We start from the raw sequence: 25,120 nt of genomic DNA, 5'->3' as shown, positions 1-25,120 counted from the left end.
TTGCTCGCAATGACGGGACAAAAATCAGGACGAACTCTGGGAGATATGAATGTCAGACCGACTGAAGCGCAAACGCGCCGTTGTCACCGCCGCCGCGGCAGGCATCGGGCGCGCATGCGCGATCGCATTCGCGCGTGAAGGCGCCACCGTGATCGCCACCGACATCAACGAGAGCGGCATCGCCACGCTCGGCAAGGACGGCATCGCCGAGACCGCGCGGCTCGACGTACGCAGCACGGCTGACGTCAACAGCTTCGCCGCGCGCGTCGGCAAGATCGACATCCTGCTCAACGCGGCAGGCTTCGTGCATCACGGCACCATCCTGGAGTGCTCGGACGAAGACTTCGACTTCTCGTTCGACCTCAACGTCAAATCCATGCACCGCACCATCAAGGCATTCCTGCCGGCCATGCTCGAGGGCGGCGGCGGCAGCATCGTCAACATCTCGTCCTGCGCGGCGTTGCGGCCACCGGCCAATCGCTACGTCTACAGCGCGTCGAAGGCGGCGGTCTCGCTGCTGACGCGCACAGTCGCGCTCGACTTCATCACCCGGGGCATCCGCTGCAACGCGATCTGCCCCGGCACCGTCGAGACGCCCTCGATGCTCGAGCGCGCGGCGGCCGCCGGCCCCGACGGACGCGAGAAATTCGTCGCGCGCCAGAAGATGGGCCGGCTCGGCACCGCAGAGGAGATCGCGGCGATGGCGGTCTATCTCGCCAGCGACGAAGCCGCATTCACCACCGGCGTCGACATGGTCGTCGACGGCGGCTTCATGCTCTGACGTCCCCGATCAAAAGGCATCCGGCATGAACAAGATCGATCTCAACGGCCGCTGCGCCGTCGTCACCGGCGGCGCGCAGGGATTCGGCCGCGCCATCACCGAGCGCTTTGCCGCCTCGGGCGCCAAGGTCGCGATCTGGGATTTCGACCAGCCATTGGCGGAGAAGACCGCGAATGCGATCGGCGAGAACGTGATCGCGATCAAGACCGACGTTACCGATCCCGATGCGGTCGACGCCGCGCGCGATCAGACGCTGCGGGCATTCGGCAAGATCGACATCCTCGTCAACAACGCCGGCATCACCGGAGCCAACAAGCCGGTGTGGGAAACCGATCTCGACGACTGGCGCAGGGTGATACGCCTCAATCTCGAGGGTCCTTTCATCTGCTGCAAGGCGATCGTGCCTGTTATGATCGGCCAGAAATACGGCCGCATCGTCAACATCGCCTCGATCGCCGGCAAGGAAGGCAATCCGAACGCCGCGCATTATTCGTCGTCGAAGGCCGGCCTGATCGCGCTCACCAAGTCGCTTGGCAAGGAGCTCGCGCAGCACGACATCCTGGTCAATGCGGTGACGCCGGCAGCGGCGAAGACCGCGATCTTCGACCAGATGACGCAAGCGCATATCGACTTCATGCTGTCGAAAATTCCGAAGGCCCGCTTCGTGCTGGTCGAGGAGCTTGCCGCGATGGTGGCGTGGCTTGCGTCGGAGGACTGCGCCTTCTCGACCGGTGCGGTGTTCGACATCTCCGGCGGGCGTGCGACCTACTAATTCGCGCGCTTCACCGGCTGCCGAAGCGCCGTGACGAGATGATCGGCAAGCAATGATGCCGCGCGCGAGAGATTTTGCGCGCGGTGCAGCCGGATCTCCGCACGTGGCAGCCGCGGCATGCCGTCGCGCGCCGTCAGGCGCCGCAGCGCCGGCGGAAAGGTGCCCGACTTGACCACGGTCACGGCAAGGCCCTGGGCTGCGATCGCCTCGACCGCGGACAGGCTGTGGCTGACAAAGGCGAGCCGCCACGGCCGGTCGGCTTCGTCGAGCGCTTGCATCGCCCAGCTCCGGAACAGGCAGCCCTGCGGATAGAGCGCGACCGGCAGCGGATCGAGTTCCTCGACGCGATGCGATGCGCTTGCGGCCCACACCGCCTGCTCGGTGCGCAGCAGCTCGCCCTCGCCGCGGCCTTCGGGGTGCATCGCGATCACGAGGTCATAGGCTTCGCCGAGCCGCTCGGTCATCGACGACGTCAGCCCGGTCTCCATCTCGACATGGATCAGCGGATAGCTGGCGGTGAAATCCTTGAGCAGTGGCGGCACGATCAGCGTGCCGTAGTCGTCCATCACCCCGAGGCGAACCCGCCCGTCGGTGCCGTGCGCGCGCACGCGACCGACCGCCTCGGCATTGAGGCTCAGGATGCGCCGGGCGTAACCGAGCAGCCCCTCGCCGGCCGCGCTCAGATCGACGCTCGAGGTGCTGCGGTGAAACAGCTCGGCCTGCAGCCGCTCCTCCAACCGCTTCACCTGCATGCTGACCGCCGATTGGGTCCGGTTCAGCGCCGAGGCGGCCCGGGTGAAGGAGCGATGGTCGGCGACCGCGACAAAGGCCTGCAGCAGATCCGGGTCCAGGATGGAGGCACTCATAACGACCTCTGATTTATCTGATCAAATCTATTCCATTCCATGATTATGCCGCCTTCCCTAGATTGCGCAAGCGAAGCAACGGGATCGAGGCGGTATGGGTGAGCTCTGGGGAATTTTGGCGGCCGTCGCGTCGAGCGCGATCGGCGGAACCTCGATCGGGGCGACCCGGTTTCTGGTCGGCGCCATCGATCCGCTGGCGATCGGTACGTTCCGTTTCGGCATCGGCGTCCTGCTTCTGCTGCCGCTCGCGCTGCTCCAGCGCGGCAGCTGGCCGCCGCGGCGCGACTGGCTCGGCACAGCCGGCCTCGGCCTGCTGTTCTTTGCGGCGTTTCCGATCCTGTTCAATGCATCGCTGATCTTCACGACCGCAGCGCGCGGCGCGCTCGCGCTCTCGACACTGCCGCTGCTGACCATGCTGGTCGGCGCCGCGCTCGGCGCCGAGCCACTCACCGCGCGCAAGACCATCGGCGTGCTAGTCACCATCCTAGGGGTCGCGATGGCGCTGCTCTCCGGCCTCGCCGCGGCACCAGAAGGCGCCTGGCGCGGCGACCTGTTGATGGTCGCCGCCGCACTGTGCATGGCGCTCTACAGCATCTGGTCAAAGCCCTATATCCGCCGCTCAGGCCCGATCCCCTTCACCACCCTGGCGATGGCGGCTGGCGCTGCGGTCCTGATAACAGCCTCGCTGCTGCGCGGCAGTTTTGCGCCGGTCGCCGATTTCGGTGCACCGCAATGGTTCGGCGCGACCTATCTCGGCGCCTTCGGCGCAGCGCTCACCTTCTATCTCTGGGCCTTCGCACTGGAGCGGACGACGCCGACGCGGGTAGCGATCTCGGTCACCGTCAATCCGATCGCTGCCTCGCTGGTCGGCGCCGCGCTGCTCGGCGAGCCGCTGAGCTGGAATCTGATGGCCGGCATCGTCACCGTGTTCGTCGGCATCTGGATCGCGACCACCACCCAGCCGCACCAGGCGCGCATGGCCGCGCCGGAGACGCACTGACCGGGGGCCGCTCGCCCGCAAAGCCATCAGCGAATCCGTGCTAGCCTGAGGTCCGGCCCCCGCGAACCTAAAGGCGGCACGCATTGAACATTTCCCTCTACGATGTCTCCGTCTGGGTGCTGCCGCTGGTCATCGCGATCACGTTTCACGAAGCCGCACACGGCTTCGTCGCGCACCGGCTCGGCGATGACACCGCCTGGAAGCTCGGCCGCGTCAGCTTCAACCCGCTGAAGCACATCGACCCGTTCGGCACGCTGATCCTGCCTGCGATGCTGCTGTTCGCGCATTCGCCGTTCCTGTTCGGCTACGCCAAGCCGGTGCCGGTGAACTTCCGCAAGCTGAACCATCCCAAGCTCGACATGGTCTGGGTGGCGCTGGCCGGTCCGGTCACCAACATCATCCTGGCGACCGCGGCAGCGCTGGCATTCCACGCGCTGCCATTGGTTCCCGCCGATGCCGCGAAATGGACCGCGGACAATCTGAAAAACGCGTTCCTGATCAATATCGTGCTCGCGATCTTCAATATGATGCCGATCCCGCCGCTGGACGGCGGCCGGGTCGCGGTCGGGCTGCTGCCGCGGCCGCTGGCCATCCCGCTGGCCCGGCTGGAGCCCTACGGCATGCTGATCCTGATCGGGCTCCTGATCCTGCTGCCCGTGATTGGCAGGCAAGTCGGCCTAAATCTTGATGTTATTTCAACGATACTGCGAACTCTGACCGGCTATGTGATCAATGCCCTTCTCCTCATTACCGGAAACACATAGCTTTCATGAGTGCACGACCCGATCGGAAAACCGGTGCCCGCTTGCCGGGGTCATGCGCGGGGACAGGAACGCGTCGAGGCCATGGTGATCAAAGCTGCCGATATGCTGATTGCACGACGCGCCGATACGCGTGCGCGGGCTGACTTTGCAACCTGGAAGATGATGGCCAAGCTGAACGGCGCCTCGGCGCTGCCGCCCGAAGCGCAGAATTTCCTCGCCATCTACAAGAAGCTCACAGAGCAGATGAGCGACGCCGAGGCCAGCGAGGCGACCATCCAGGAGATGTACCGCACCTACTATGCGGAGATGGGCGGCGCCGGCAAGGCGCCCGAGGTTCCGGCACGGACGCGCGAGCCGGTCGCCGACACCGGCAATGTCACCGCATTCCGCCGCCTGCCCGCAAAGAAGACGAATACGTCGAACCCGAACGCCAAGCGTCCGATGCCGGTGGCGCTGATCTTCGCCTGCCTCGTCGTGGTCTACGTCGCGATCCGCTACTACTGGAGATAGCGCCGTCGGCGCCTCTCTTCGTCTCCGATATTGATGACCGACACGCGGGTGGCGCGGCATCGCGCCGCGCGTCATCAGCCGCGCAATCGCCGCCGCGTGGAATATCGCGTGCACGTACTCGCGGCGGTGCCCTAGGCGCTGCGCCCGATGCCGGGCATAATGCGGAACTCAAAAAACAAAATCATACTGGAGGGAACATGAAGCATTCCATTGCAGCCCTGATCATGACCACAAGCCTCGTATTCGCCGGCGCGGCGTCGGCGCAGACGATGGACAAGGTGGCGAAGGTCGGCGCGCTCGGCGATCAGTCCGGCCTCTATCAGGATATCGGCGGTCCCGGCTCGACGGTGGCGGCGCAGATGGCGATCGAGGATTCCGGGCTGCTGGCCAAGGGCTGGAAGATCGATCTGGTCTCGGCGGATCACCAGAACAAGCCGGATGTCGCGGTCAATATCGGCAAGCAATGGATCGATGTCGAGAAGGTCGACGTGTTCGTCGATCTCGCCGCCTCCAATGTCGGGCTCGCGATCGCCAACCTCGCCAAGGAAAAGAATGTCGTCAATCTGAACTCGGGCTCCGCTTCGTCCGACCTCACCGGCGCGCAGTGCTCGCCGAACACGGTGCATTGGGTCTACGACACCTACATGCTCGCCAACGGCACCGGTAAGGCGCTGGTGAAATCCGGCGGCGACAGCTGGTTCTTCCTCACCGCGGATTATGCCTTCGGCCAGGCGCTCGAGCGCGACACGTCCGCGGTCGTCACCGCCAATGGCGGCAAGGTGCTCGGCAGCGTCAAGCATCCGCTCAACAACGCCGACTTCTCGTCGTTCCTGCTGCAGGCGCAAAGCTCGAAGGCCAAGATCGTCGGCCTCGCCAATGCCGGCGGCGACACCACCAATGCGATCAAGCAGGCCGCCGAATTCGGCATCGTCTCGGGCGGCCAGCGGCTTGCCGGCATGCTGCTGTTCATCACCGACATCAACGCGCTCGGCCTCAACGTCGCGCAGGGCCTGAACTTCACCGAGACGTTCTACTGGGACATGAACGACCAGACCCGCGCCTTCACCAAGCGCTTCATGGAGCGTTTCAAGAAGAACCCGCCGACCATGGTGCAGGCCGGCGTCTATTCGTCGCTGATCCACTATTTCAAGGCGCTCGACGCGCTCGGCGGCAATCCGCATGACGGCCGCGCCGTGGTCGCCAAGATGAAGGAGATGCCGACCGACGATCCCTTGTTCGGCAAGGGCTCGATCCGCGTCGACGGCCGCAAGATCCACCCGGCCTATCTGTTCGAGGTGAAGAAGCCATCGGAATCGAAATATCCGTGGGACTATTACAAGCTTATCGCCACCATCCCTGCGGATGAAGCCTGGCTGCCGCTCGAGAAGAGCGTCTGCCCGCTGGTGAAGAAGAGCTGACGCGCTACTTCTTCGGCTTGTTGAACGTGACCGGAAGCGTGAAGGAGAACTGGTCCTCGGTCAGCCCGGCGGGCGGCGCCGGCACCGGATCGGAACGGTGTACCATCGAGACCGCGGCGTCGTCGAATGCGACATCTCCGGACGTTTCCATCACGGCGACGGACAACACCTTGCCGAGGCGGTTGAGCACCAGGGCAAGCTTCACCTTGCCCTCCTTGGCCTTGCCGTTCTCCGGGAATTTCTTGTGCAGGTCGAGATAGGCGCTGATCTTCTTGCCCCATTTGGCGGTCAGCGCGAGCTTGTCCTTGCCGATGCCGGGATTGGGCGCCTTGGTCGTCTCCGACTGGCGCGCGTCGTCGAGCTTGGTCGGCGCGGCCGCTTCTGAAGCCTGCTGCGCCTCCTGGGCGTTGGTCTCGACCTTGGCGACCTTGGCCTCCTCCTCCTTCTGCTTCTTGGCGGTGTCTTCCGTCACGATGCGATCGGGGTCGTCGGCCTCGACAGGCTTTTCCTGAGGCAGATCGGTGTCCTTCACCTCCGCCTTCTGCTGCGCCATCTCCTGCACGGCCTGCTGCTCGTCGGACGGCGCACCGGGCGGTGCGGCTTCTTCAGGGACATCCGGCGAGGAGAGCTCGATGGCATACTCGGCGCCGGCGGCGCCAAGCCCCTCGTCGCCGTCGTCACCGCGCAAATTCGTCAGCGCCAGCGCCGCGCCGCCCAGATGCAGCCCGACCGCCGTCACCGCGGCGATCACCCAGAGCCGCTTCGAGGTCCGCAGATCGAGATCGGGGTTGGTGGACATCGCTGCTCGCCGTCAGGGTTTGGCCGGCTCGGCCGGCGCCGCGGCGCCCGGAACGCCCTCGAGCGTGACCAGCTTCACATGCGTATAGCCGCCGGCGCGCAGCAGCTCCATGACGCCCATCAGCTCGCCATAGGGCACCGTGCGATCGGCACGCAGGAACACGTATTTGTCCCGGCTCATGTCAGGCACCGCATCGAGCGAATTGATCAGCTCGGCCCGCTTCACGGCGTTCTCGCCGATCGCCAGCGTCAGGTCCGGCTTGATGCTGAGATAGGTCGGCTTGTCCGGCTTCTTCTGCGGCGTCGCGCTGGAGGTCGGCAGGTCGATCGGCAGGTCGACGGTCGAGAGCGGCGCCGCCACCATGAAGATGATCAAGAGCACCAGCATGACGTCGATGAACGGCGTGACGTTGATCTCGTGGGATTCCGCGAAATCGTCGTCGCCGTCGTTCTCGGAGATCGAGACTGCCATCGCTTACTCCGCCGCGGCGGCGCGCCCATGCGCGCTGCGCGGAACGTCACCGGGAATGCTGCCATGGGTGCGGTCGAGATCGCGCGACAGCAGCCGTCCCGCGGCGCCCGAGGCGCGGTTGACGAGCTCGAGATAGACCTTCGTGACGCGCGAGAAATGGTTGTAGATGATGACAGCGGGGATCGCCGCGACGAGGCCGATCGCGGTCGCCAGCAGCGCTTCCGCGATGCCCGGCGCCACCACAGCAAGGTTGGTCGTCTGCGACTTCGAAATGCCGATGAAGCTGTTCATGATGCCCCAGACCGTGCCGAACAGGCCGACGAAGGGCGAGGTCGCGCCGATGGTCGCGAGCAGGCCCATGCCGACGCGGATCTTGCGGGCTTCGGCGCGCACGATCTCGGCGAAGCTCGAGGCGGCGCGCTCCTTGATGCCGGCATCGCTCGAGATGCCCGCCGACAGACGTCCCTCGCGCATCGCGGCTGCAATGAACGACGACAGCACGCTGCCCTTGGCGCCGAGCGCGAACTGCGCTTCGGCCAGCGAACGCGATTCAGCGATTTTGGCGAGCGCGCCGCGCAGCTTGCTCTGCGCCACGGTCAGCTCGACCATCTTGGCGATGAACACCGTCCAGGTCACGAGCGACGCGAACGCAAGGCCAAGCATCACCGCCTTCACGATGATGTCGGCGTTCAAGAACATATTCCACGGCGACAGTTCGTGCAGGCCGGTCGCGGTCGACTTCGGCGACTTGCCGTCGCCGCCGGCGGGCGACGCTTCAAGCACCGTCGGTGCCGGAGCCGCCGCGGCTTGTGCCGGCGTGGCCTGGGCTGGCGGCGCCACGGGCGCGGCCGGCTGGGCCATCGGCGCCGCCTGGGCAGCGGCCGCAGGCTGGGCCTGGGCGGCCGCCGGTTGAGCCGCGGGAGCGGGCTGCGGCCGGGTCACGGACTGCGCGGCAGGCGCCGTTTGCTGCTGCGCCGAAGACGGCGCGGCCAGCATCAGCATCGCCAGCGAGGCGATCATGGCGGATGCAGCGGGGAACTTGAATGTCATCATCAGTTACACTTCAGCCCAGTGACGGATCAGGTTGTGATAAATCCCGGTCAATTTGACCGTTTCAGGGTCATCGCGCCCCAGCCGCTCCACCAGAGCCTGGATCGCAGTATCGAGATCAAAGATCAGGCTGCGCGCGTGAGCATCCCGTACCATGCTCTGCAACCAGAAAAAAGACGCTACCCGAACTCCCCGCGTGACCGGCGTGACCAGATGCAAGCTGGAAGCAGGATAAAGTACCAGATCGCCCGCCGGCAGCTTGATTTCATGCGATCCGTAGCGGTCCTCGATGACGAGTTCGCCGCCATCGTACTCTTCCGGCTCCGATAAAAACAGCGTGACCGAGAGGTCGGTGCGGATCCGCATGCCGGTTAGTCGGTCGCCGCGCACCGCATTGTCGACATGCAGACCGAAATGGTGTCCGTCGCTTGCGGCGTAGCGGTTGAACAAGGGCGGAAAGATCCTCAGCGGGATCGCCGCCGAGATGAACCGCGGGCTTGCCGACAGCGCCGACAGGATGCGGTTGCCGAGCAGCCTGGCGACCTCGCTGTCGGGCGGCAACTGCTCGTTGCGCTTGACCATGGCGGACGCAGCACCCGCGGTCGAGCGGCCGTCCTCCCATTCGGCTTGCTCCATGATGCGGCGGAAGTCCGCCACATCAGCCTTGCTCAATACGTTGGGAACACAGACCAGCATCTCGTGCCGCGAGGCCTCCGTCAGTAACGCGCAGACACAACCAGATACGCAGCGCGTCCCGGCGCTTCCAGCACGAAAGGTGTCGCACTCTGGTAGAGCGCATCGTAGTAGCGCTTGTCGAAGATGTTGTTGACGAACAGCTTCACGGTCCAGTGCTGGTCGATCTTCGCCTCGGCGAAGGCGTCGAAGCGCCAGTAGCTCGGGAGCGAGGTGCCCTGGTTGGCCGCGAGCAGCGTGCCGCCATAAATCTTCGAGCGGTAGACCGCCTGCCCGCCGAGCTCCCACATGTCGGTGAGCTGGTACTTCGTCAGCATGCTGAACGACTGATGCGCGACGTTGGCGAGCGGCAGCCCGACATTGGTCGGGTAGAGCAGCGGCTGCGGCGACGGCGCGTTCGACTTCGTCACCTGCGACTGCATCAGCACGAGGCCGCCGAACACACTCCACTTGTCGGTGATCTTGCCGCCGACGCCGAGATCGATGCCGCGTACCCAGTAGGCGGCACCGGCAGTGATGCACGATACGGAACTCGTGATCTGGGGGGTGGTGACCGGATAGGGACAGGTCGCCGTGCCGGTCGTTGGCGTGATGTTCTGCGCCTCGCGCGCGTTTTCCTTGTTGGTCTGGAACAGCGCGGCCGTCACCAGCAGGTGCCGGTCGAACAGCTCCCACTTGGTGCCGACTTCGATCGCCTGGTTCTTTTCCGGCCCGAAGATCTGGTTGGAGCTGCCATTGAGGACGGGCGACAGGCCGCCATACGCCGTGCTGGTGCCGTCGAATTCAGCGCCCACCGGGTTCGACGACGTCGCGTACGCGGCGTAAACGCTGCCGTTCGGCGCGGGCTTCAGCGTCAGCCCGAGGTTGAAGTTCGGCATGCCGAACTCCGCGCTCTGCGCACCGAAGACCGTCGCGCCAGACACCGTGCCGTATCCGCTGGTCTTGATCGAATAGTCGTCGTAGCGGATGCCGCCATTGAGGATGACGAGATCACGGTAGTTGACGCTGTCGAGCAGATAGACGCTCGCGGTGTCGATCGCGAGGTTGGTCGGCAGACCGCTCAATGTCGGCGTCGACGTGAACGGCGTGTAGGTGTATTGCGGCGCGAACACATTGACGCCGGAAATCGAGCCGGCGCCGTTGAACGGCGTACCGGTCGTCAGCTCCGAACTCAGGCCGGTGTATTTGTCGATATACGAGGTCTCGCGCGAGATCTCGACGCCGCCGACCGCCGTGTGCTTGAAGCCGCCGGTGTCGAACTTGTAGGTCGCTTCGCTCTGGTTTGCGACCACGTCGGTGATCTGGTAGCGGCTCTGCGGATTCATCGTGATCGTCGAAGCCGAGAGCGGAGTTGCGACCACCGGCGACTCGGCAATCGTCCCGATGTAGTTGTTCATCGCGCGCGAAGCGCGGAACTTGTCGGTGAGGACGAGGTCCGGCGTGACATGGACTTCGGTGCTGACCGTTCCGATGTCCTGCTGAACCTTGAAGAAGTCGCGATTGACCAAGCCGTAGAAATTATTGGCGGGGGAGCCGAATTGAGGGAACGGACCGCCGGCGGTGCTGGTGAAGATGTTTCCTGGCGCCGGTGAACCCGGTCGGTAGTAGGGAACGCCGAAGTCCGGTATGCCGTGGAGGTCGGTGTGCACGTAGTCGGCGGTGATCTTCACCGCGTCGATCGGTGTCCACTTCGCCGCGACGAAGGCTCCGCTGCGGTCATCGGTGGTGTTGTTGCGCCCGGCGACGTTGGCGTCCTGGAACAGGCCGCCGGCGCGGATCGCCAGCGTCGGGCTGATCACCTGGTTGACGTCGAGTGTCACCCGCTTGGTCTGGTCGGTGCCAAACGTGGTGTCCATGTTGTAGAAGCTCTTCTCCGTCGTCGCCTGCTTGGTGACGATGTTGATCGCGCCGCCGGTGGTGCCGCGGCCTGCAAAGGACGAGCCGGGGCCGCGCAGGATCTCGACCTGTTCGGTGAAGAAGTTCTCGCGGACGCTGACGCCGGGATCGCGCACGCCGTCGATGAAGATGTCGTTGCGCGCATCGAAGCCGCGGATGAAGAAGCGGTCGCCGAACGCATTGCCGCCCTCGCCGGTGCCGAGCGTGACGCCCGCCGTCGACAGGATCGCCGATTTCAGCGAGGTGGCGTTCTTGTCTTCGAGGATGTCCTTGGTCAGCACCGTGACCGACTTCGGCGTGTTCAGGATCGGCTCGGGAAACTTGCCGGACGCCTGCAGACGGTCGCCCTTGTACGGCGCCGCCGGATCGGCGTAGGGGTTGCGGTCGGGGGGAAGACCGCCGGCATTCGGAAACGGCACCGGCGCCTGCTGTGCCTGCTGGTTGGCGCGCCGCGCGGCGCGGCGCAGCGCATTGCGGGCGCGGACCTGATCCGATGTTGGCTTGGATGAGACGGGCTTCGGACGCGCGACCGGGGCATCGACATTAACGGGCGGCAGGCTGGACTGCTGCGCTTCAGCTCCCGAAAACGACGCCACCGCGATCAGGCTTGCGACCGCGGAGACCTTCGTGGCGGAATAACCCGTATCGTCAGCCGAACCGATTGCTGCTCCGAAGCGCAGCGATGTCGGCGCCTTCATATTGTTCATGTCTTGCACGCCCCCAAACGAAGTCAGTTCGATCGCGAAATGAAGCTGCGAAGAACTGTCTCTTTCGGTTATCGAGCGTGACTTTTTTTATCAATGCGGCGAGCGCAACACTTCGCTTGAATCGCCCCAATTCAAAGCGATTCTAATCTCGCCTTTGAAATCGTTCTAAAGTGAAGTTTTTAAGCGTTCTAATAATCGTTCTAAATTGCTGCCTCGCATGGTTGCAGGCAGCGGCCGATGCGCCTTTCACTCGGCGCTTGGCGGCTTCATCAGTGAAAACAGCTCGTCGATGGTCCGCTGCGCGACCTGCCGCACGCGGTCGCTGTTCTCGAGGCCGGCGATATTGACGCCGTTGACGACCGCTTTGATCTCGTCGCGGAAGTCGGTGAGGAAGCGCAGCGGGTCTCGCTGCTCATTGGCGACGCGCGCGATCAATCCTGTCACCAGGAGCTGGCACGCCATCATGCGCCCGTTCAACTCATCCATCGCTGTCCTCGTCCGCTCACACCGTCGCTGCGCGATATGAACGACATCCCGCGGCGTTTCAACCGCGTCGCGTAATCTCGGCGAGCCGACGCAGACGTTCTTGCAAAGAGACGCACGCTATTTCGCGGCGATGTGCTCCGCCTGCTCGCCGAGCAGCTTAATGCGGTCCTTGACCGCGCGAAGCGTGGCAAGGCCGCTCTCGACATGCTTGTCCGAGACGTCGCGCAGCACGTCGCAGGCGATCGCATCGCGCAGACTGTCGAGATCGTCGACCAGCCGGCGCCCGCTGTTGGTCAGGAACAGGCGATTGGCGCGGCGATCCCTGGGATCGGGACGGCGTTCGAGCAGACCATGCTCGACGAGGCGGTCGAGCAGCCGCACCAGCGAGATCGGCTGCAATTCGAGGACATCGGCGAGATCGACCTGGGACAATCCCTCCTGCTCGCGCAAACGGAAGAGCACGATCCATTGAGCACGCGTGGTGCCTCGCGCCTTGGCACGATGATCGATATAGTTGCGCAGCAGCCGGGAACTCTCGACGAGCTGCGCAATGAACTGGCGTTTGAGATCGCGCGACATAGGGGTCCTCGGTGCGTTTCCCAGACGGAATGTTGCTGCTCGTTTCTGACCTAAACCTTTCCAAATGTTTAGGATTCTCAAGCCTTGGTGTGTTTACACATTAAGTGCACGCATATTATATCCGCAAGCTCTGTGAACCGTTTCAATCACCCTTTATTGTTACGTCGAACCCAAGAGTCCGCATGTCAAAGTCACGCACCATCGGTTGGGTTTTAGTGATCGCTGCGGTCGGCGCCGCCGGTTATTTCGGCTGGCAAAAATATACACTCAACCAGCAGGCGACCGAGGCCGCGCAGAAGCGCGCCGCCCAGCGCCCCGCGGTTCCGGTCAAGATCTCGCCGGTCGAAAAGGCCGACTTCCCGGTCTACCTCACCGGTCTCGGCACGGTGCAGGCGTTCAACACCGTCCAGGTCCGCACCCGGGTCGACGGCCAGATCACCAAGATCGCCTTCAAGGAAGGCCAGTTCGTCAAGGCGGGCGATACGCTGGTCGAAATCGATCCGCGGCCCTATCAGGCAACGCTCGACCAGGCCAAGGCCAAGAAGGCCCAGGACGAGGCCAACCTCGCCAACGCCAATCTCGATCTGCAGCGCTACACCAAGCTCGGCGAGTTCGCGACCCGTCAGCAGCTCGATACCCAGCGTTCCACCGTGGCCCAGCTCACGGCGCAGATCGCGGCCGACGAGGCCGCCATCTTCAACGCGCAGACCCAGGTCGACTACACCACCGTGAAGTCGCCGATCGACGGCATCGTCGGCCTGCGCCTGGTCGATATCGGCAACATCGTCAACGCCTCGGCCCAGACCGGCATCGTGACGATCACCCAGATCGAGCCGATCACGGTGATTTTCACCGCCCCCGAGGACCAGCTGCCCGACATCAAGGCCGCGCTCGCCGTGGCGCCGCCGAAGACCATTGCGCTGACCACCGACGGCAAGAGGGTGCTCTCGACCGGAACCCTGGCGCTGATCAACAATCAGGTCGATACCACGAGCGGGACTGTTCGGCTCAAGGCGGTGTTTGATAACAAGGACCATGCGCTGTGGCCGGGCCAGTCGGTCTCCACCCGGCTGCTGGTCAGAACCTTGAAGGATGCCACCGTCGTCCCGGATGACGCAGTGCAGCATGGCACCGAAGGCCTCTACGCGTATTCAGTCAATCAGGAGAACAAGGCCGAGCTTCGCAAACTCAAGGTCAGCCAGTCGATCGACGGCAAGTCGGTGATCGACGAGGGCCTGTCGCCCGGACAGCAGGTGATCACCGCGGGCCAGTACAAGGTCTCGCCGGGAACCCTGGTGACAACGGCGGTGGCGAGCTCGGATCAGTCCCAGTCGAAGGTCACGCAGGAATGAGCGCCGGAATATCCGCACCATTCATTCGCTTCCCCATCGGCACCTCGCTGCTGATGGCAGGCATCCTGTTCATCGGCCTCGTGGCCTATCCGCTGCTGCCGGTCGCGCCGCTGCCGCAGGTCGACTTCCCCACCATCCAGATCACCGCGACGCTGCCCGGCGCGAGTCCCGAGACGATGGCGACCTCGGTCGCCCAGCCGCTGGAACGCCAGTTCGCGCAGATCCCCGGCATCGCCCAGATGACCTCGACGAGCTATCTGGGCACCGCGGCGGTCACCATTCAGTTCGACCTCAACCGCTCGATCGACGGCGCCGCCAACGACGTGCAGGCCGCCATCAACGCGGCCAGCGGCCAGCTGCCGAAGACCCTGCCCTCGCCGCCGACCTATCGCAAGGTCAACCCGGCGGACGCGCCGATCATGCTGCTGTCGGCGACGTCCGACACGCTGCCGCTGACCACGGTCAGTGACGCCGTCGACGCCCAGCTGGCCCAGCAGATCAGCCAGATTTCCGGTGTCGCGCAGGTCATCATCGGCGGCCAGCAGAAGCCGTCGGTCCGCGTCCAGATCGACCCGGCCAAGCTCGTCGCCAAGGGCCTGTCGCTGGAAGACGTCCGCGCCGCGATCAACATCGCCACCGTCGACAGCCCGAAAGGCAATATCGACGGCACCACCCGCGCCTACACCATCTACGCCAACGACCAGCTGCTGACGGCTGATCCGTGGAATGACGTCATCATCGCCTACCGCAATGGCGGGCCGCTGCGCATCCGCGACGTCGGCCAGGCCGTCACCGGACCGGAGGACGCCAAGCAGGCCGCCTGGGCCAATGGCCAGCGCGGCGTGTTCCTCGTCGTGTTCAAGCAGCCCGGTGCCAACGTCATCGACACCGTCGACAAGATCAAGGCGACGCTGCCCAGGCTGGTTGCCGCGATCCCGCCGGCGATCAAGATCGAAGTCATCTCCGACCGCACCACCACGATCCGCGCCGCGGTGGAGGACGTTCAGTACACCCTGCTCCTGACCATCTTCCTGGTCGTGATGGTGATCTTCGTCTTCCTGCGCAGTTTCTGGGCGACCGTGATCCCGACCGTGACGGTGCCCTTGGCGCTGCTCGGCGCCTGCGCGCTGATGTGGGTGTTCGGCTACACCCTCGACAATCTGTCGCTGATGGCGCTGACGATCGCGGTCGGCTTCGTGGTCGACGACGCCATCGTGATGCTGGAGAACATCAGCCGCTACATCGAAGAGGGCGAGAAGCCGATGGCGGCCGCCTTCAAGGGGTCGCAGGAAATCGGCTTCACGATCGTTTCGATCAGCATCTCGCTGGTCGCGGTGCTGATCCCGCTGCTGCTGATGGGCGGCATCATCGGCCGCCTGTTCCGCGAATTCGCGGTCGTGCTGGCGATGACGATCTTCGTCTCGATGTTCGTGTCGCTGACGCTGACCCCGATGATGGCCTCGCGTTTCCTGCGCGCGCACAATGAGGAGAAGCACGGCCGCTTCTACCAGCTCAGCGAGCGCGGCTTCGACGCCATGCTGCGCGGCTATCAGAGCGTGCTCGACCTCGCGCTGCGCTGGAAGTTCACCACGCTGATGATCTTCTTCGCGACATTGGCGCTGTCGGTCTACATGTTCGTGATCATCCCGAAGGGCTTCTTCCCGCAGCAGGACGTCGGCCTGATCACCGCGACCTCGGAAGCCAACCAGGACATCTCCTTCGCCGAGATGAAGCGCAAGCAGGAGGAGCTCGGCAAGATCGTCTTGCAGGATCCCGGCGTGGCGACGGTGGCGATGGCGATCGGCGGCAGCGGCCGTGCCGGCAATAACGGCACCATGTTCATCACGCTGAAGCCGCTGAGCGAGCGCGACGCCAACGCGCAGCAGATCATCGCCCGGCTGCGGCCGAAGCTGGAGAAGATCCAGGGCGCCCGGCTGTTCATGCAGGCGGCACAGGACGTCCGCCTCGGCGGCCGCCCGACCCGCACCCAGTTCGAGTTCACGCTGCAGGACGCCGACCTCAACGAGCTGAACCAGTGGGCGCCGAAGATCCTGTCGAAGATGCAGACGCTGCCGCAGCTGCGCGACGTCGCCACCGACCAGCAGACCAACGGCACCACGGTCGAGCTGAAGATCAACCGCGACACCGCCTCGCGCTACGGCATCCAGCCGCAGCTGATCGACGACACGCTCTATGACGCCTTCGGCCAGCGCCAGGTGACGCAGTACTTCACCCAGCTCAACAGCTACCACGTGATCCTCGAGGTGCTGCCGGAGCTGCAGGGCGCGATCGACACGCTGAACAACATCTACGTCAAGTCGCCGCTGACCGGCGACCAGGTGCCGCTGTCGACCTTTGCGAAATGGACCAGCGCGCCGGTGCGGCCGCTGTCGATCAGCCACCAGGGCCAGTTCCCGGCGATCACGATCTCCTTCAACCTGGCGCAGGGTACAGCGCTCGGCCAGGCGACGGAGGCGGTGCAGAAGGCGATGGTCGACCTCGGCGCGCCGCCGACCCTGAGCTCGAGCTTCCAGGGCACCGCGCAGGCGTTCCAGCAATCGCTGTCGACCGTGCCGCTGTTGATCCTGGCGGCGCTCGTGGTGGTCTACCTGATCCTCGGCATTCTCTACGAGAGCTACATCCACCCCATCACGATTCTATCGACGCTGCCGTCGGCCGGCGTCGGCGCGCTGGCGATCCTGATGGCGGCCGGCTTCGACTTCTCGCTGATCGCGCTGATCGGCATCATCCTCTTGATCGGCATCGTCAAGAAGAACGGCATCATGATGGTCGACTTCGCGATCGCCGCCGAGCGCGACCAGCATTTGGAGCCGGAGGCGGCGATCCGCCAGGCCGCCCTGCTCCGCTTCCGGCCGATCATGATGACGACGATGGCGGCGTTGCTCGGCGGCGTGCCGCTGATGCTGGGGACCGGCACCGGCTCGGAAATCCGCCAGCCGCTCGGCTACGCCATGGTCGGCGGCCTGATCGTCAGCCAGGCGCTGACGCTGTTCACGACCCCGATCGTCTATCTCTATCTCGACAAGCTCTCCAACGCATTTGCGAATTGGGGCCGCTCGCCGCGCGCCGACCATGACGCCGGTGATGGCGAGGACGGATCGGTCAAGCAGGCTGCCGAGTGACTTGACTTTGCCCGGATACCGGCACATCCGAAAGATGTTCGTTTCGGAGCCGGTATCGTGAAGATTGTCGCAAGATCGCTCGTGGTTCTGTTCAGCGCATTCGGCATGGCGGGCCTCGGCCACGCCCAGACACCGAAGGGCAAGACCACGCCCGCGCCGGCTCCAGCCGCCGCTGCCGCAACTCCACAAGCTGATGCATCCGGCAGCAACACCGGCTGGGTCGCGCGCTGCACCAGCGCGAGCCGTGACGCGCCGCTCGAATGCGCGATGGAGCAGACCGCCGTTCTCACCAAGACCGGTCAGCTGATCGTGCTGGTCAACATTCGTGTTCCCGGTGACACCCGCACGCCGGTTGCGCTGATCCAGCTTCCGCTCGGGCTGAACCTGCCTGTCGGCGCCAAGCTGCAGGTCGACGACGGCAAGGCCGTCGATGTGCCGATCCAGACCTGCGAGGCGCGCGGCTGCTACATCAACGCCCCGATCGCCGCCGACGTCCTGGCGCAGCTGAAATCGGGCAAGCAGCTCAAGGTGTCGTTCCAGAACCTCGGCAAGGAAACCATCTCGATCCCGATGCCGCTCGCCGACTTCGCGACGGTGTACGACAAGATCAAGTAACGCCGCGCACGCCGCAGGTCGCTAGCGTTCCCTCTTGTAGAGGAACGCGTTGTCCGGCTGCGGCATGCCGATGCTCTTATAGAAGCTCATCGAGTCAGGCGCCGACAGCAGCAGGCACATCGATTCAGGCCCGGCGAGGCGCCGCGTCTCCGCGATCAGGCGCTTGCCGATGCCATGTCCCTGATAGCCGCGATCGACCGCGAGATCGGACAGATAGCAGCAATAGGCGAAATCGGTCAGCGCGCGCGAGACGCCGACCAGCCTGCCTGCCTTCCGCGCGGTCACGATCAGGTTGGCATTGGCGATCATGCGCCCCATCCGGTCGGTATCCGTGAGCGGACGCCGCTCGCCGAGGCCCGATTGGCGCAGCACGTCGATGAACTCGTCGACGCCGATCGACGACTCGCGGGCATAGAGGATTTCGTCCATCACCTTAAACCTCTGTCGCAACAAGCCGGACAACACGCGAAACCATGGTCGATTATGCTTGGGCCCGGGACCAAGCGGTAGAAGATCGCAAACTCGCAGGCGCCGATTTGGCAGGCGAACTCGCTGCACCGAGATGTCCAGACCTCCAGCTAAGCTGTTGATTTGGAATGGTGTAACGGCAGCCTATCAGTTTCTGGGCTAACTCGCTGATTTTTCCCAACCGGTTTTGCAGTCCTGCCCTTTTCTGATCCGACTAGATCCGGGCACTTCTGAGAAGTTTGCAAGACTCTCGGGCGGGGGTCGGGTATGGGAAAATCGTACCAACGGAGAGACGCTTCTGCCGTTGTGGCATTCGCGCGGGAGGGTTCGGAGCTTGACGGTCCCCTACTAGCCTGTCGTGCGTCCCTAACTTTTTGTCTGAGCGGCCCCCACGGTATCAGCCATTGTCGCCCGCCGCGCTCCTATCGGCTTCGGTGGGCCGGTTGTGGTATCGCGCGCTGTCTGATGTTCCATTTCCGCGTCGAGTTCGGCGCCGATCAGGATCACGATTGCGGACAGCCAGATCCACATCATGAAGCCGATCACGGCGCCAAGCGAACCGTAGGTCTTGTTGAATGATCCGAAGTTCGCCGCATACCAGGAGAACAGGATCGAGGCCGCGAGCCAGCCTACTGCCGCGAATGCGCTTCCCCAGGTGATCCAGCGCCACTGGGGTTGTTCGCGCGAGGGGCCCAAGCGATAGATGAATGCAAGCGCCAAGGTGACGATCACAAACATTGCTGGCCACCGTGCGACTTGCAAGATGAGTTCACCGACCTCTGACAAACCAAGATATTTGAGCGCAATCGGGAGAACGACCATGGCTCCGATCGCGAGCAGCACGAAACCGATTCCGGCAGCCGTAAATCCGAGCGAGATCGCATTCAGCCTGACAAAGCTGCGCTTCTCCCGCTCCGCGTAGACGATATTCAGAGTATCGAAAATAGACTTCATCGCCGCGTTTGCGCTCCATAGCGAGAGGCAAAGGCTCACGACAAAAGTCAATCCGAGCGTAGCACCCCGCTGCGCCGCAACTCGTGTCAGTTGATCGCGGATGACGTCGAGCGCGCCGCCGGGCAGCAGGCCGGACAGCTTGTCCAACTGGAGGGCGAGCGTTACCGGATCGGCAAATAAGCCGTATACGGCCACAAGAGCAGCGATTGCTGGAAAGATCGCGAGAAGGCTGTAGAACGTCACACCTGCCGCCAAAGCCACGATCCGGTGCTCGGAGATGTTCTGGTAGACCCTCAGCAGGATGTCTTTCCAACCTCGCGCCGGAATCTCCGAGGGCATCGTTGCAAGGCGGCCGCGGCCCTCATCGGACTGCGGCCGATTTCCACGAACCTCCACAGTCGCCTCTGAAAACCGCCGGGCCCAGAGACCGGCCGCGACTAGGGCAAGGGTCATGTCGGTAGCCCAAAGCGGCGGGCCTGCCTTCTTGGTATCGACGTGCTCAGACCGGCGCATTCTCGGGTTTCCAGGGCTGCCCTTGCCACTCGCCTTCAGAAGTCTGAGACTCATCGGGCACCAGCGTCGCTTGGTCGCTCTTGGCCCCGTGTGCCGCGACCTCGCCGGAGCTGGCATCTGCCTTTTGTGCCTGTTTGGTGGCCTCGTCCTGCGCCGCATCCAGAGCGCGCTCGCCGACCTTCTTTGCGCTGTCGTACTGCTCCGATGCGAAATCCCTGGCCTGTTCCTTCATTTGGTCGCTCGTCTCTCCCATCATGCGATCTTCCACTCCGGTCGCCGGCAGCAGCGCGCCCATTAGCGCGCCCACAGCGATTCCTATCCCGGTCAGGAGCAATGGTTGTTCACGGCAGAACTCGACGAGGGAATTGCCCGTCTGCAACGTTCGTTGACCGGCCGCCTTCGTGGAGTCGGAGATTGACGCGGCGGTACGACGCCCGCCGTCGGCGATAGCTTCGTATCCTTCAGAGACGGTGCGCTGCATGGAATCAGTCATGGAGGCAGCGGTATCGCGAATGTTTTCACGAGTCTGCGCAGCAGTTTCCCGGGCCGATTCGACCATCGAGCCGGCAGCGTCTCGCATGTTCCGTCCCGTGTCATTGGCAGCCTTCTTGGTTTGATCCGCGGCCGAAGCAAGGCTATCCGCGACCTCGCTCCGGGCGGTCGAAACCTTGTTGGTCCATTCGCCGCTCTTCTCGGCGGCACCGTCGCTCGCCTGGTCGGCTACCGTTCGGACGCTCTCAGCGGCATCCCGCATGCGACCTGCGGTCCGCCGCATCGGGCCGGCTGCTGAACCGGTGCGCGATCCCAGCATCATCCATGCAATGCTCGCCCCCATGATCATGATGGGGAGAGGATTATTGACCGCTTGATCCCGTAGATTGCGCGTAAACGACGCGGCGGCTCCCTCGCTGACCCTGTCGGCTAACTGATCAACTACGTGCCCCGGCGTCATACAGGCCCGGAGCTCGTCCAAGGTGTTGGCAAGCTGCGTCCGCTGCTCTTCGGTCTCTCGTTCAAGCTGCTCGCTGTGCGTCATGGTTCTGGCTCACTTGTTGCTTGGCTACCGATGCGTCTCGCTGGAGCTGGTGGACGGTTCTGCCGGGCATGATGTTTTCGATCTTGAGGCGGCTGATTCCGATGAGGAGGAGAATGATCCCGAGGAGCAGCACGGCGCCGCCGACGATCAGGGCGGACCAGTATGGTGCTAAGCCATACCCATCTGTAAGAGCTGAAACTCCGGCTTGGAGCAGGATGACGAGTGCTGGAATCAGCAGCACCGCGCCCCCGATGACCATCCCGAGGCCCCGCCCGACGCTGGCAATGTTCTCAGAGAGCTCAGCGCGGGCGAGCTGGGCCTCCTTACGCATGAGCGAGGTGAATTGCGAAAAGAGGTCGCTGACGATCTGGGGGACTGGACGCGGATAATTGGAAGCAGCCATGGTACTCGCCTCAATTCGATTTTTCGGCGGAACTCTTGAGGAAACGACAGGCAGCGAAGCCTGCGATGATGGCGGCCCCAAAGAGCGCCAGCGGCTCCTTACGTCCCAGATCGTTGAAGCCTGTCATGAGGTCGCTGATGCCACGATTGCGCAGCGCGTCGGCGCCCTTTTCCAGTTGTGAAGCTGCCCCGTGCACGAACTCGGCGGCCTTTGGCATCTGTTCTTGAAGCTCGTCCGCCGCTTTGTGCACCGCCTTGGCCATTTGATCGGCTTGACCGGCACCTGCCTGCTTCTGCTGTTCTGCGACTGCTTCGACTTGGGTGATTGTGTCTGCTGCTTGCATGTCCGAGTCCTCACTCGCAGCTCGCACCGCCCCCGTTGCGCCCGCTGCAAAAATGCTGCTTCGGAACGCCAACAGTGAGGAGCCTTTGACGTTCCTTGCGCGCGGAAAAAACACGAGGGTCTAAGGAATGGGGACTTCGTCCCGAACCCACGACGACGCAATGGATTGGAGCAGCTGATATGTGCTTCGATTTCCGACCGTCTGGGAAACCTGCTGGTTGTCTATGGCATCAACTTCCAGCGCCCGGCGCAGAGCCAGAAAGTGCGGCAAGTGGCCAGCCCGAAAGCATCAACATCGCTGACCTTCTAACTGGCGTTTCTTGCCGCCCCCGAAGAGGCTGACCACCGACCATTCATGGCCTGCGCGGCACAGGCATCTTGGCCAGATCCGAGCAAGTTATGAGACAAATCAGATCGCCAACGACATCGAAACGTCGCGTCAAAACGTTGAGCATTACGTGCGCCGACCAGATGAGGGCCGCGGAGGACGGCTAAGGAAGCTCAGGCTCTTGAGCAATAAGGACTAGACCGCGAACGGCGCGGTCGCTATATCAGCCGCACCAATCAGGCTGATTTGCAAAACTCACCGCAGGCATTGCAAACCACTGAAATAAGCGCTGGAATTTCAAGTGCTTCTTTGGGGAATGGTGTAACGGTAGCACAACAGACTCTGACTCTGTTTGTCTTGGTTCGAATCCAGGTTCCCCAGCCAATTCGCCCCCGGTGGCGCAACTAACCTGAAGAATTCTCACGACAGCGTCCCGTGTTGCTGCTCCTCGCAGAGGCGATGGTTCAGCCGGATCGCGGCCAGCTTGTCTGGAAGCGCGGCGTGCGGACAATTGCAACGCCGCGGCGGCGCAAGAGATTGCACGCGTGCGGTTAGCCGATGCCCGCCCCCCGGCCTCAGTACAATCCGCCCGTCCCCGACCGCATCACGGCCCGATCCGCGTCGGGCGAGATGCCCTGCTGGGTGCCGTCGATCACGTCGGTGCCGGCGACCATCCCGGGATCATAGTACGGCGGCGCCTGGCCCGGCTTGAAGGCTTCGAGCACCACGCCCTTCTGCCCCGGCGCGGCGCGCAGGCCGGTCTTGGCATCGACCAGCACGAGGCGGATGCCGACCGGCTGCTTGAACGGGGTGGCGGGCTTGTCGGCCAGCGCGAGCTTCATGAAGTCGCGCGCGATCGGCGCCGCGGTGTGGCCGGCCTGCGCGTTGCGGCCGAGCGAGCGCGGCTTGTCGTAGCCGACATAGAGGCCGACCACGAGATCCGGCGAGAAGCCGACGAACCAGAGATCCTTGGCCTCGTTCGAGGTGCCGGTCTTGCCGGCGAGCGGCTTGCCGACCTCCTTCAGCGCGGTACCGGTACCGGCCTGAATCACGCCCTCCATCAGCGAGGTGATCTGATAGGCCGTCATCGCGTCGAGCACCCGCTCGCGGCGGTCGACCAGCTGCGGCTCCGGCTGGTTCTTCCAGCCCTCCGGTGCATCGCAGCCGCGGCATTCGCGCTGGTCGTGCCTGAAGATGGTGTGGCCGTAGCGGTCCTGGATGCGGTCGATCAGGGTCGGCTTCACGCGGATGCCGCCATTGGCGATCATCGAATAGGCGGTGGCCATCCGCATCACCGTGGTCTCGCCGGCGCCGAGCGCATAGGCGAGATAGTTCGGCAGCTCGTCATAGACGCCGAAACGCTTGGCGTACTCGCCGATGACAGGCATGCCGATTTCCTGCGCCAGCCGCACCGTCACGGTGTTGAGCGACAGCCGCAGCGCATTGCGCAGCGTGACCTGGCCCTGGTATTTGCCGGTCGAGAAGTTCTCGGGGCGCCAGACATTGCCCTGCCCCTGGTCGATCTCGATCGGCGCGTCGATCATGACGGTCGATCCGGTGTAGCCGTTGTCGAGCGCCGTCGAATACACGATCGGCTTGAAGGTCGAGCCCGGCTGCCGGTAGGCCTGGGTCGCGCGGTTGAACTGGCTCTGGTCGAACGAGAAGCCGCCGACCATCGCGAGCACGCGGCCGGTGTGCGGATCCATCGCCACCATCGCGCCCGACAGTTCGGGGATCTGGCGCAGCCGGTACTGGCCCTCGACCGCCTTGCCGTCCTTGGTGAACAGCGGATCGGCATAGATCACGTCGCCGGGCTGCAGCACCTGCGCCACCGAGGTCGGCGTCCTGCCCTTGTACGGACCAGACAACAGCCTCGCCCATCGCACGCCTTCGAGCGTGATGATACCGGTCTCGCGCTGCTTGCTGATGGCGCCGCCGAGCTCGCGGCCGGGCTGGAAGCCGATCCGCGCCGACTGGTCGTTGCTCTCCAGCACCACCGCCATCCGCCACGGCGAGATGTCGGACAGCGACTTGATCTCGGCCAGCGGCACGCCCCAGTCGGCCGACAAATCGAGCTTCTGGATCGCGCCGCGGTAGCCCTGCTGCTCGTCATAGTTCACGAGCCCCGCCACCATCGCCTTGCGCGCCATCACCTGGATCTTGGGATCCAGCGTGGTTCGCACCGACAGGCCGCCTTCATAGAGCTTCTTCTCGCCATAGCGCTCGAAGATGTCGCGGCGGACTTCTTCCGAAAAATACTCGCCGGCGAAGGTGTGCGCGCCGTTGGTGCGGCTGGTGACGGTCAGCGGCTCCTTGCGCGCCTTGTCGGCGTCGGCCGCCGTGATCCAGCCGTTCTCCTGCAAGCGGTCGATCACGTAGTTGCGCCGCTCGATGGCGCGTGCGCGGTTGCGCACCGGATGCAGGCTGGCCGGCATCTTCGGCAGCGCCGCCAGGTAGGCCGCTTCCGAGATCGTCAGTTCGTTGACCGACTTGTCGAAATACACCAGCGAGGCCGCCGCGATGCCGTAGGCGCCGAGGCCGAGATAGATCTCGTTGAGATACAGCTCGAGGATCTTGTCCTTGGAATAGGCCCGCTCGATTCGCATCGCCAGCAGGGCTTCCTTGATCTTGCGGCTGAACGACACCTCGTTGGTCAACAGGAAGTTCTTGGCGACCTGCTGGGTGATCGTGGAGGCGCCCTGCGGACGACGGTTGGAACCGAAATTCTGGATGTAGGCAACGCCGGCGCGCGCCATGCCGGTATAGTCGACGCCGCCATGCTCATAGAAATTCTTGTCCTCCGCGGCGAGGAAGGCGTTGATCACGAGCTTCGGCACCGCCTGGATCGGCAGATAGAGCCGGCGTTCCTTGGCGAACTCGCCGAGCAGCGAACCGTCCGCCGCGTGGACGCGGGTCATCACCGGCGGCTCGTAGTTCTGGAGCTGCGAATAGTCGGGCAGGTCCTTGGAGAAATGCCAGAACAGCCCTGCGACCGCGGCCAGACCAGCCAGGAACAGGATGGTTCCTGCCGTGAACAGGAACCCGAAGAACCGCAACAGAAATTTCATCGACCAGATTTCCGTGGCGGATGCGTCGCTCGTTCTGAGCGCGCTGCGTGCCACTTAGGCCGCCCGGTATATCGGTCGTACCAGGGACCTGCAATTCAACAGCGGA

At 64.0% G+C, this 25,120-nt stretch carries 23 protein-coding genes and 1 tRNA gene; 10 read left to right on the top strand and 14 right to left on the bottom strand.

What is annotated here, in order from left to right; all coding sequences use genetic code 11:
* The first annotated feature begins 49 nt into the window (after nucleotides 1-49).
* On the top strand, nucleotides 50-781 hold the full coding sequence (locus ACVMB0_RS23375) for an SDR family oxidoreductase (protein WP_461347819.1): 732 nt from the start codon (nucleotides 50-52) through the stop codon (nucleotides 779-781).
* Between the two features lie 25 nt (nucleotides 782-806).
* Nucleotides 807-1,553, top strand: a complete 747-nt coding sequence (locus ACVMB0_RS23370) for an SDR family NAD(P)-dependent oxidoreductase (RefSeq protein ID WP_461347818.1) — start codon at nucleotides 807-809, stop codon at nucleotides 1,551-1,553.
* Here ACVMB0_RS23370 and ACVMB0_RS23365 read toward each other — a convergent pair.
* Complete coding sequence (locus ACVMB0_RS23365; RefSeq protein ID WP_461347817.1) at nucleotides 1,550-2,419, bottom strand: LysR substrate-binding domain-containing protein; 870 nt, start codon at nucleotides 2,417-2,419, stop codon at nucleotides 1,550-1,552. The two genes, ACVMB0_RS23370 and ACVMB0_RS23365, sit on opposite strands and share 4 nt — an antisense overlap.
* 94 nt (nucleotides 2,420-2,513) lie before the next feature.
* Here ACVMB0_RS23365 and ACVMB0_RS23360 point away from each other — a divergent pair, with 94 nt between their 5' ends.
* The 4 genes from ACVMB0_RS23360 (at nucleotide 2,514) to ACVMB0_RS23345 (ending at nucleotide 6,111) form a co-directional block, all read left to right on the top strand.
* Nucleotides 2,514-3,419 carry a DMT family transporter gene (locus ACVMB0_RS23360; protein ID WP_461347816.1) on the top strand — a complete coding sequence of 302 codons (906 nt, stop codon included), beginning with the start codon at nucleotides 2,514-2,516 and terminating at the stop codon, nucleotides 3,417-3,419.
* A gap of 83 nt (nucleotides 3,420-3,502) precedes the next feature.
* Nucleotides 3,503-4,183 (top strand): site-2 protease family protein, encoded by a 681-nt coding sequence (locus ACVMB0_RS23355; protein ID WP_212014662.1) that lies wholly within the window; start codon nucleotides 3,503-3,505, stop codon nucleotides 4,181-4,183.
* 81 nt (nucleotides 4,184-4,264) lie between these two features.
* Nucleotides 4,265-4,693, top strand: coding sequence for a hypothetical protein (locus ACVMB0_RS23350; RefSeq protein WP_456755362.1), 429 nt, complete (start codon nucleotides 4,265-4,267; stop codon nucleotides 4,691-4,693).
* Nucleotides 4,694-4,890: 197 nt separating this feature from the next.
* The gene (locus tag ACVMB0_RS23345; RefSeq protein ID WP_461347815.1) at nucleotides 4,891-6,111 is read left to right on the top strand and encodes an ABC transporter substrate-binding protein; all 1,221 of its coding nucleotides are present in this window, start codon (nucleotides 4,891-4,893) and stop codon (nucleotides 6,109-6,111) included.
* A gap of 4 nt (nucleotides 6,112-6,115) precedes the next feature.
* Here the strand turns inward: ACVMB0_RS23345 and ACVMB0_RS23340 are convergent, their stop codons facing one another.
* The 7 genes from ACVMB0_RS23340 to ACVMB0_RS23310 form a co-directional block, all read right to left on the bottom strand.
* Nucleotides 6,116-6,910: an energy transducer TonB family protein gene (locus tag ACVMB0_RS23340; RefSeq protein ID WP_456755364.1), complete on the bottom strand. Its 795-nt coding sequence runs from the start codon at nucleotides 6,908-6,910 to the stop codon at nucleotides 6,116-6,118.
* Nucleotides 6,911-6,922: 12 nt separating this feature from the next.
* Nucleotides 6,923-7,381: a TonB system transport protein ExbD gene (exbD, locus tag ACVMB0_RS23335; RefSeq protein ID WP_461347814.1), complete on the bottom strand. Its 459-nt coding sequence runs from the start codon at nucleotides 7,379-7,381 to the stop codon at nucleotides 6,923-6,925.
* Nucleotides 7,382-7,384: 3 nt separating this feature from the next.
* Nucleotides 7,385-8,434, bottom strand: coding sequence for a tonB-system energizer ExbB (exbB, locus tag ACVMB0_RS23330; RefSeq protein WP_461347813.1), 1,050 nt, complete (start codon nucleotides 8,432-8,434; stop codon nucleotides 7,385-7,387).
* Nucleotides 8,435-8,437: 3 nt separating this feature from the next.
* On the bottom strand, nucleotides 8,438-9,127 hold the full coding sequence (locus tag ACVMB0_RS23325) for a Fe2+-dependent dioxygenase (protein ID WP_456755367.1): 690 nt from the start codon (nucleotides 9,125-9,127) through the stop codon (nucleotides 8,438-8,440).
* Nucleotides 9,128-9,147: 20 nt separating this feature from the next.
* The gene (locus tag ACVMB0_RS23320; protein WP_461347812.1) at nucleotides 9,148-11,727 is read right to left on the bottom strand and encodes a TonB-dependent receptor; all 2,580 of its coding nucleotides are present in this window, start codon (nucleotides 11,725-11,727) and stop codon (nucleotides 9,148-9,150) included.
* Nucleotides 11,728-11,973: 246 nt separating this feature from the next.
* Nucleotides 11,974-12,213: a hypothetical protein gene (locus ACVMB0_RS23315; RefSeq protein WP_456755369.1), complete on the bottom strand. Its 240-nt coding sequence runs from the start codon at nucleotides 12,211-12,213 to the stop codon at nucleotides 11,974-11,976.
* A 117-nt stretch (nucleotides 12,214-12,330) separates the two neighbouring features.
* A complete protein-coding gene (locus tag ACVMB0_RS23310; RefSeq protein ID WP_461347811.1) occupies nucleotides 12,331-12,792 on the bottom strand; it encodes a MarR family winged helix-turn-helix transcriptional regulator in 462 nt (153 codons plus the stop codon).
* Nucleotides 12,793-12,974: 182 nt separating this feature from the next.
* Between ACVMB0_RS23310 and ACVMB0_RS23305 the strand changes: the two genes are divergently transcribed.
* From ACVMB0_RS23305 to ACVMB0_RS23295, 3 genes are all read left to right on the top strand, one after another.
* Nucleotides 12,975-14,144: an efflux RND transporter periplasmic adaptor subunit gene (locus ACVMB0_RS23305; protein ID WP_461347810.1), complete on the top strand. Its 1,170-nt coding sequence runs from the start codon at nucleotides 12,975-12,977 to the stop codon at nucleotides 14,142-14,144.
* Nucleotides 14,141-17,287 carry a multidrug efflux RND transporter permease subunit gene (locus ACVMB0_RS23300; protein ID WP_461347809.1) on the top strand — a complete coding sequence of 1,049 codons (3,147 nt, stop codon included), beginning with the start codon at nucleotides 14,141-14,143 and terminating at the stop codon, nucleotides 17,285-17,287. The genes ACVMB0_RS23305 and ACVMB0_RS23300 overlap by 4 nt, the downstream gene beginning before the upstream one ends.
* A 105-nt stretch (nucleotides 17,288-17,392) precedes the next feature.
* Complete coding sequence (locus ACVMB0_RS23295) at nucleotides 17,393-17,902, top strand: invasion associated locus B family protein (protein WP_456756563.1); 510 nt, start codon at nucleotides 17,393-17,395, stop codon at nucleotides 17,900-17,902.
* 21 nt (nucleotides 17,903-17,923) lie between these two features.
* Here the strand turns inward: ACVMB0_RS23295 and ACVMB0_RS23290 are convergent, their stop codons facing one another.
* The 5 genes from ACVMB0_RS23290 to ACVMB0_RS23270 form a co-directional block, all read right to left on the bottom strand.
* Complete coding sequence (locus ACVMB0_RS23290; protein ID WP_456756564.1) at nucleotides 17,924-18,331, bottom strand: GNAT family N-acetyltransferase; 408 nt, start codon at nucleotides 18,329-18,331, stop codon at nucleotides 17,924-17,926.
* A 405-nt stretch (nucleotides 18,332-18,736) separates the two neighbouring features.
* Complete coding sequence (locus ACVMB0_RS23285) at nucleotides 18,737-19,837, bottom strand: YihY/virulence factor BrkB family protein (RefSeq protein ID WP_461347808.1); 1,101 nt, start codon at nucleotides 19,835-19,837, stop codon at nucleotides 18,737-18,739.
* Nucleotides 19,824-20,873, bottom strand: a complete 1,050-nt coding sequence (locus ACVMB0_RS23280; protein ID WP_461347807.1) for a DUF3618 domain-containing protein — start codon at nucleotides 20,871-20,873, stop codon at nucleotides 19,824-19,826. The genes ACVMB0_RS23285 and ACVMB0_RS23280 overlap by 14 nt, the downstream gene beginning before the upstream one ends.
* Nucleotides 20,851-21,276 (bottom strand): phage holin family protein, encoded by a 426-nt coding sequence (locus ACVMB0_RS23275; RefSeq protein WP_461347806.1) that lies wholly within the window; start codon nucleotides 21,274-21,276, stop codon nucleotides 20,851-20,853. The genes ACVMB0_RS23280 and ACVMB0_RS23275 overlap by 23 nt, the downstream gene beginning before the upstream one ends.
* Nucleotides 21,277-21,286: 10 nt before the next feature.
* Nucleotides 21,287-21,619 carry a hypothetical protein gene (locus tag ACVMB0_RS23270; RefSeq protein ID WP_456755376.1) on the bottom strand — a complete coding sequence of 111 codons (333 nt, stop codon included), beginning with the start codon at nucleotides 21,617-21,619 and terminating at the stop codon, nucleotides 21,287-21,289.
* Nucleotides 21,620-22,256: 637 nt separating this feature from the next.
* Between ACVMB0_RS23270 and ACVMB0_RS23265 the strand changes: the two genes are divergently transcribed.
* Nucleotides 22,257-22,330, top strand: a tRNA-Gln gene (locus ACVMB0_RS23265).
* A 191-nt stretch (nucleotides 22,331-22,521) separates the two neighbouring features.
* On the opposite strand, the gene ACVMB0_RS23260 is transcribed toward ACVMB0_RS23265, so the two are convergent.
* Entirely contained in the window at nucleotides 22,522-25,014 is a 2,493-nt protein-coding gene (locus tag ACVMB0_RS23260; protein ID WP_456755377.1) for a penicillin-binding protein 1A, read from the bottom strand.
* Nucleotides 25,015-25,120 lie beyond the last annotated feature (106 nt).

The organism is Bradyrhizobium sp. USDA 4451 (assembly GCF_054822585.1).
The sequence above is the reverse complement of the archived record's forward strand: the minus strand, read 5'-3'. Positions and strand labels throughout refer to the sequence as shown.

Excerpts from the sequence above, each read along its gene's own strand:
- ACVMB0_RS23375 (WP_461347819.1), top strand. The coding sequence starts at position 50 with ATGTCAGACCGACTGAAGCGCAAACGCGCCGTTGTCACCGCCGCCGCG.
- ACVMB0_RS23370 (WP_461347818.1), top strand. The coding sequence starts at position 807 with ATGAACAAGATCGATCTCAACGGCCGCTGCGCCGTCGTCACCGGCGGC.
- ACVMB0_RS23365 (WP_461347817.1), bottom strand. The coding sequence starts at position 2,419 with ATGAGTGCCTCCATCCTGGACCCGGATCTGCTGCAGGCCTTTGTCGCG.
- ACVMB0_RS23360 (WP_461347816.1), top strand. The coding sequence starts at position 2,514 with ATGGGTGAGCTCTGGGGAATTTTGGCGGCCGTCGCGTCGAGCGCGATC.
- ACVMB0_RS23350 (WP_456755362.1), top strand. The coding sequence starts at position 4,265 with ATGGTGATCAAAGCTGCCGATATGCTGATTGCACGACGCGCCGATACG.
- ACVMB0_RS23345 (WP_461347815.1), top strand. The coding sequence starts at position 4,891 with ATGAAGCATTCCATTGCAGCCCTGATCATGACCACAAGCCTCGTATTC.
- ACVMB0_RS23340 (WP_456755364.1), bottom strand. The coding sequence starts at position 6,910 with ATGTCCACCAACCCCGATCTCGATCTGCGGACCTCGAAGCGGCTCTGG.
- exbD (WP_461347814.1), bottom strand. The coding sequence starts at position 7,381 with ATGGCAGTCTCGATCTCCGAGAACGACGGCGACGACGATTTCGCGGAA.
- exbB (WP_461347813.1), bottom strand. The coding sequence starts at position 8,434 with ATGATGACATTCAAGTTCCCCGCTGCATCCGCCATGATCGCCTCGCTG.
- ACVMB0_RS23325 (WP_456755367.1), bottom strand. The coding sequence starts at position 9,127 with ATGCTGGTCTGTGTTCCCAACGTATTGAGCAAGGCTGATGTGGCGGAC.
- ACVMB0_RS23320 (WP_461347812.1), bottom strand. The coding sequence starts at position 11,727 with ATGAACAATATGAAGGCGCCGACATCGCTGCGCTTCGGAGCAGCAATC.
- ACVMB0_RS23315 (WP_456755369.1), bottom strand. The coding sequence starts at position 12,213 with ATGGATGAGTTGAACGGGCGCATGATGGCGTGCCAGCTCCTGGTGACA.
- ACVMB0_RS23310 (WP_461347811.1), bottom strand. The coding sequence starts at position 12,792 with ATGTCGCGCGATCTCAAACGCCAGTTCATTGCGCAGCTCGTCGAGAGT.
- ACVMB0_RS23305 (WP_461347810.1), top strand. The coding sequence starts at position 12,975 with ATGTCAAAGTCACGCACCATCGGTTGGGTTTTAGTGATCGCTGCGGTC.
- ACVMB0_RS23300 (WP_461347809.1), top strand. The coding sequence starts at position 14,141 with ATGAGCGCCGGAATATCCGCACCATTCATTCGCTTCCCCATCGGCACC.
- ACVMB0_RS23295 (WP_456756563.1), top strand. The coding sequence starts at position 17,393 with ATGGCGGGCCTCGGCCACGCCCAGACACCGAAGGGCAAGACCACGCCC.
- ACVMB0_RS23290 (WP_456756564.1), bottom strand. The coding sequence starts at position 18,331 with ATGGACGAAATCCTCTATGCCCGCGAGTCGTCGATCGGCGTCGACGAG.
- ACVMB0_RS23285 (WP_461347808.1), bottom strand. The coding sequence starts at position 19,837 with ATGCGCCGGTCTGAGCACGTCGATACCAAGAAGGCAGGCCCGCCGCTT.
- ACVMB0_RS23280 (WP_461347807.1), bottom strand. The coding sequence starts at position 20,873 with ATGACGCACAGCGAGCAGCTTGAACGAGAGACCGAAGAGCAGCGGACG.
- ACVMB0_RS23275 (WP_461347806.1), bottom strand. The coding sequence starts at position 21,276 with ATGGCTGCTTCCAATTATCCGCGTCCAGTCCCCCAGATCGTCAGCGAC.
- ACVMB0_RS23270 (WP_456755376.1), bottom strand. The coding sequence starts at position 21,619 with ATGCAAGCAGCAGACACAATCACCCAAGTCGAAGCAGTCGCAGAACAG.
- ACVMB0_RS23260 (WP_456755377.1), bottom strand. The coding sequence starts at position 25,014 with ATGAAATTTCTGTTGCGGTTCTTCGGGTTCCTGTTCACGGCAGGAACC.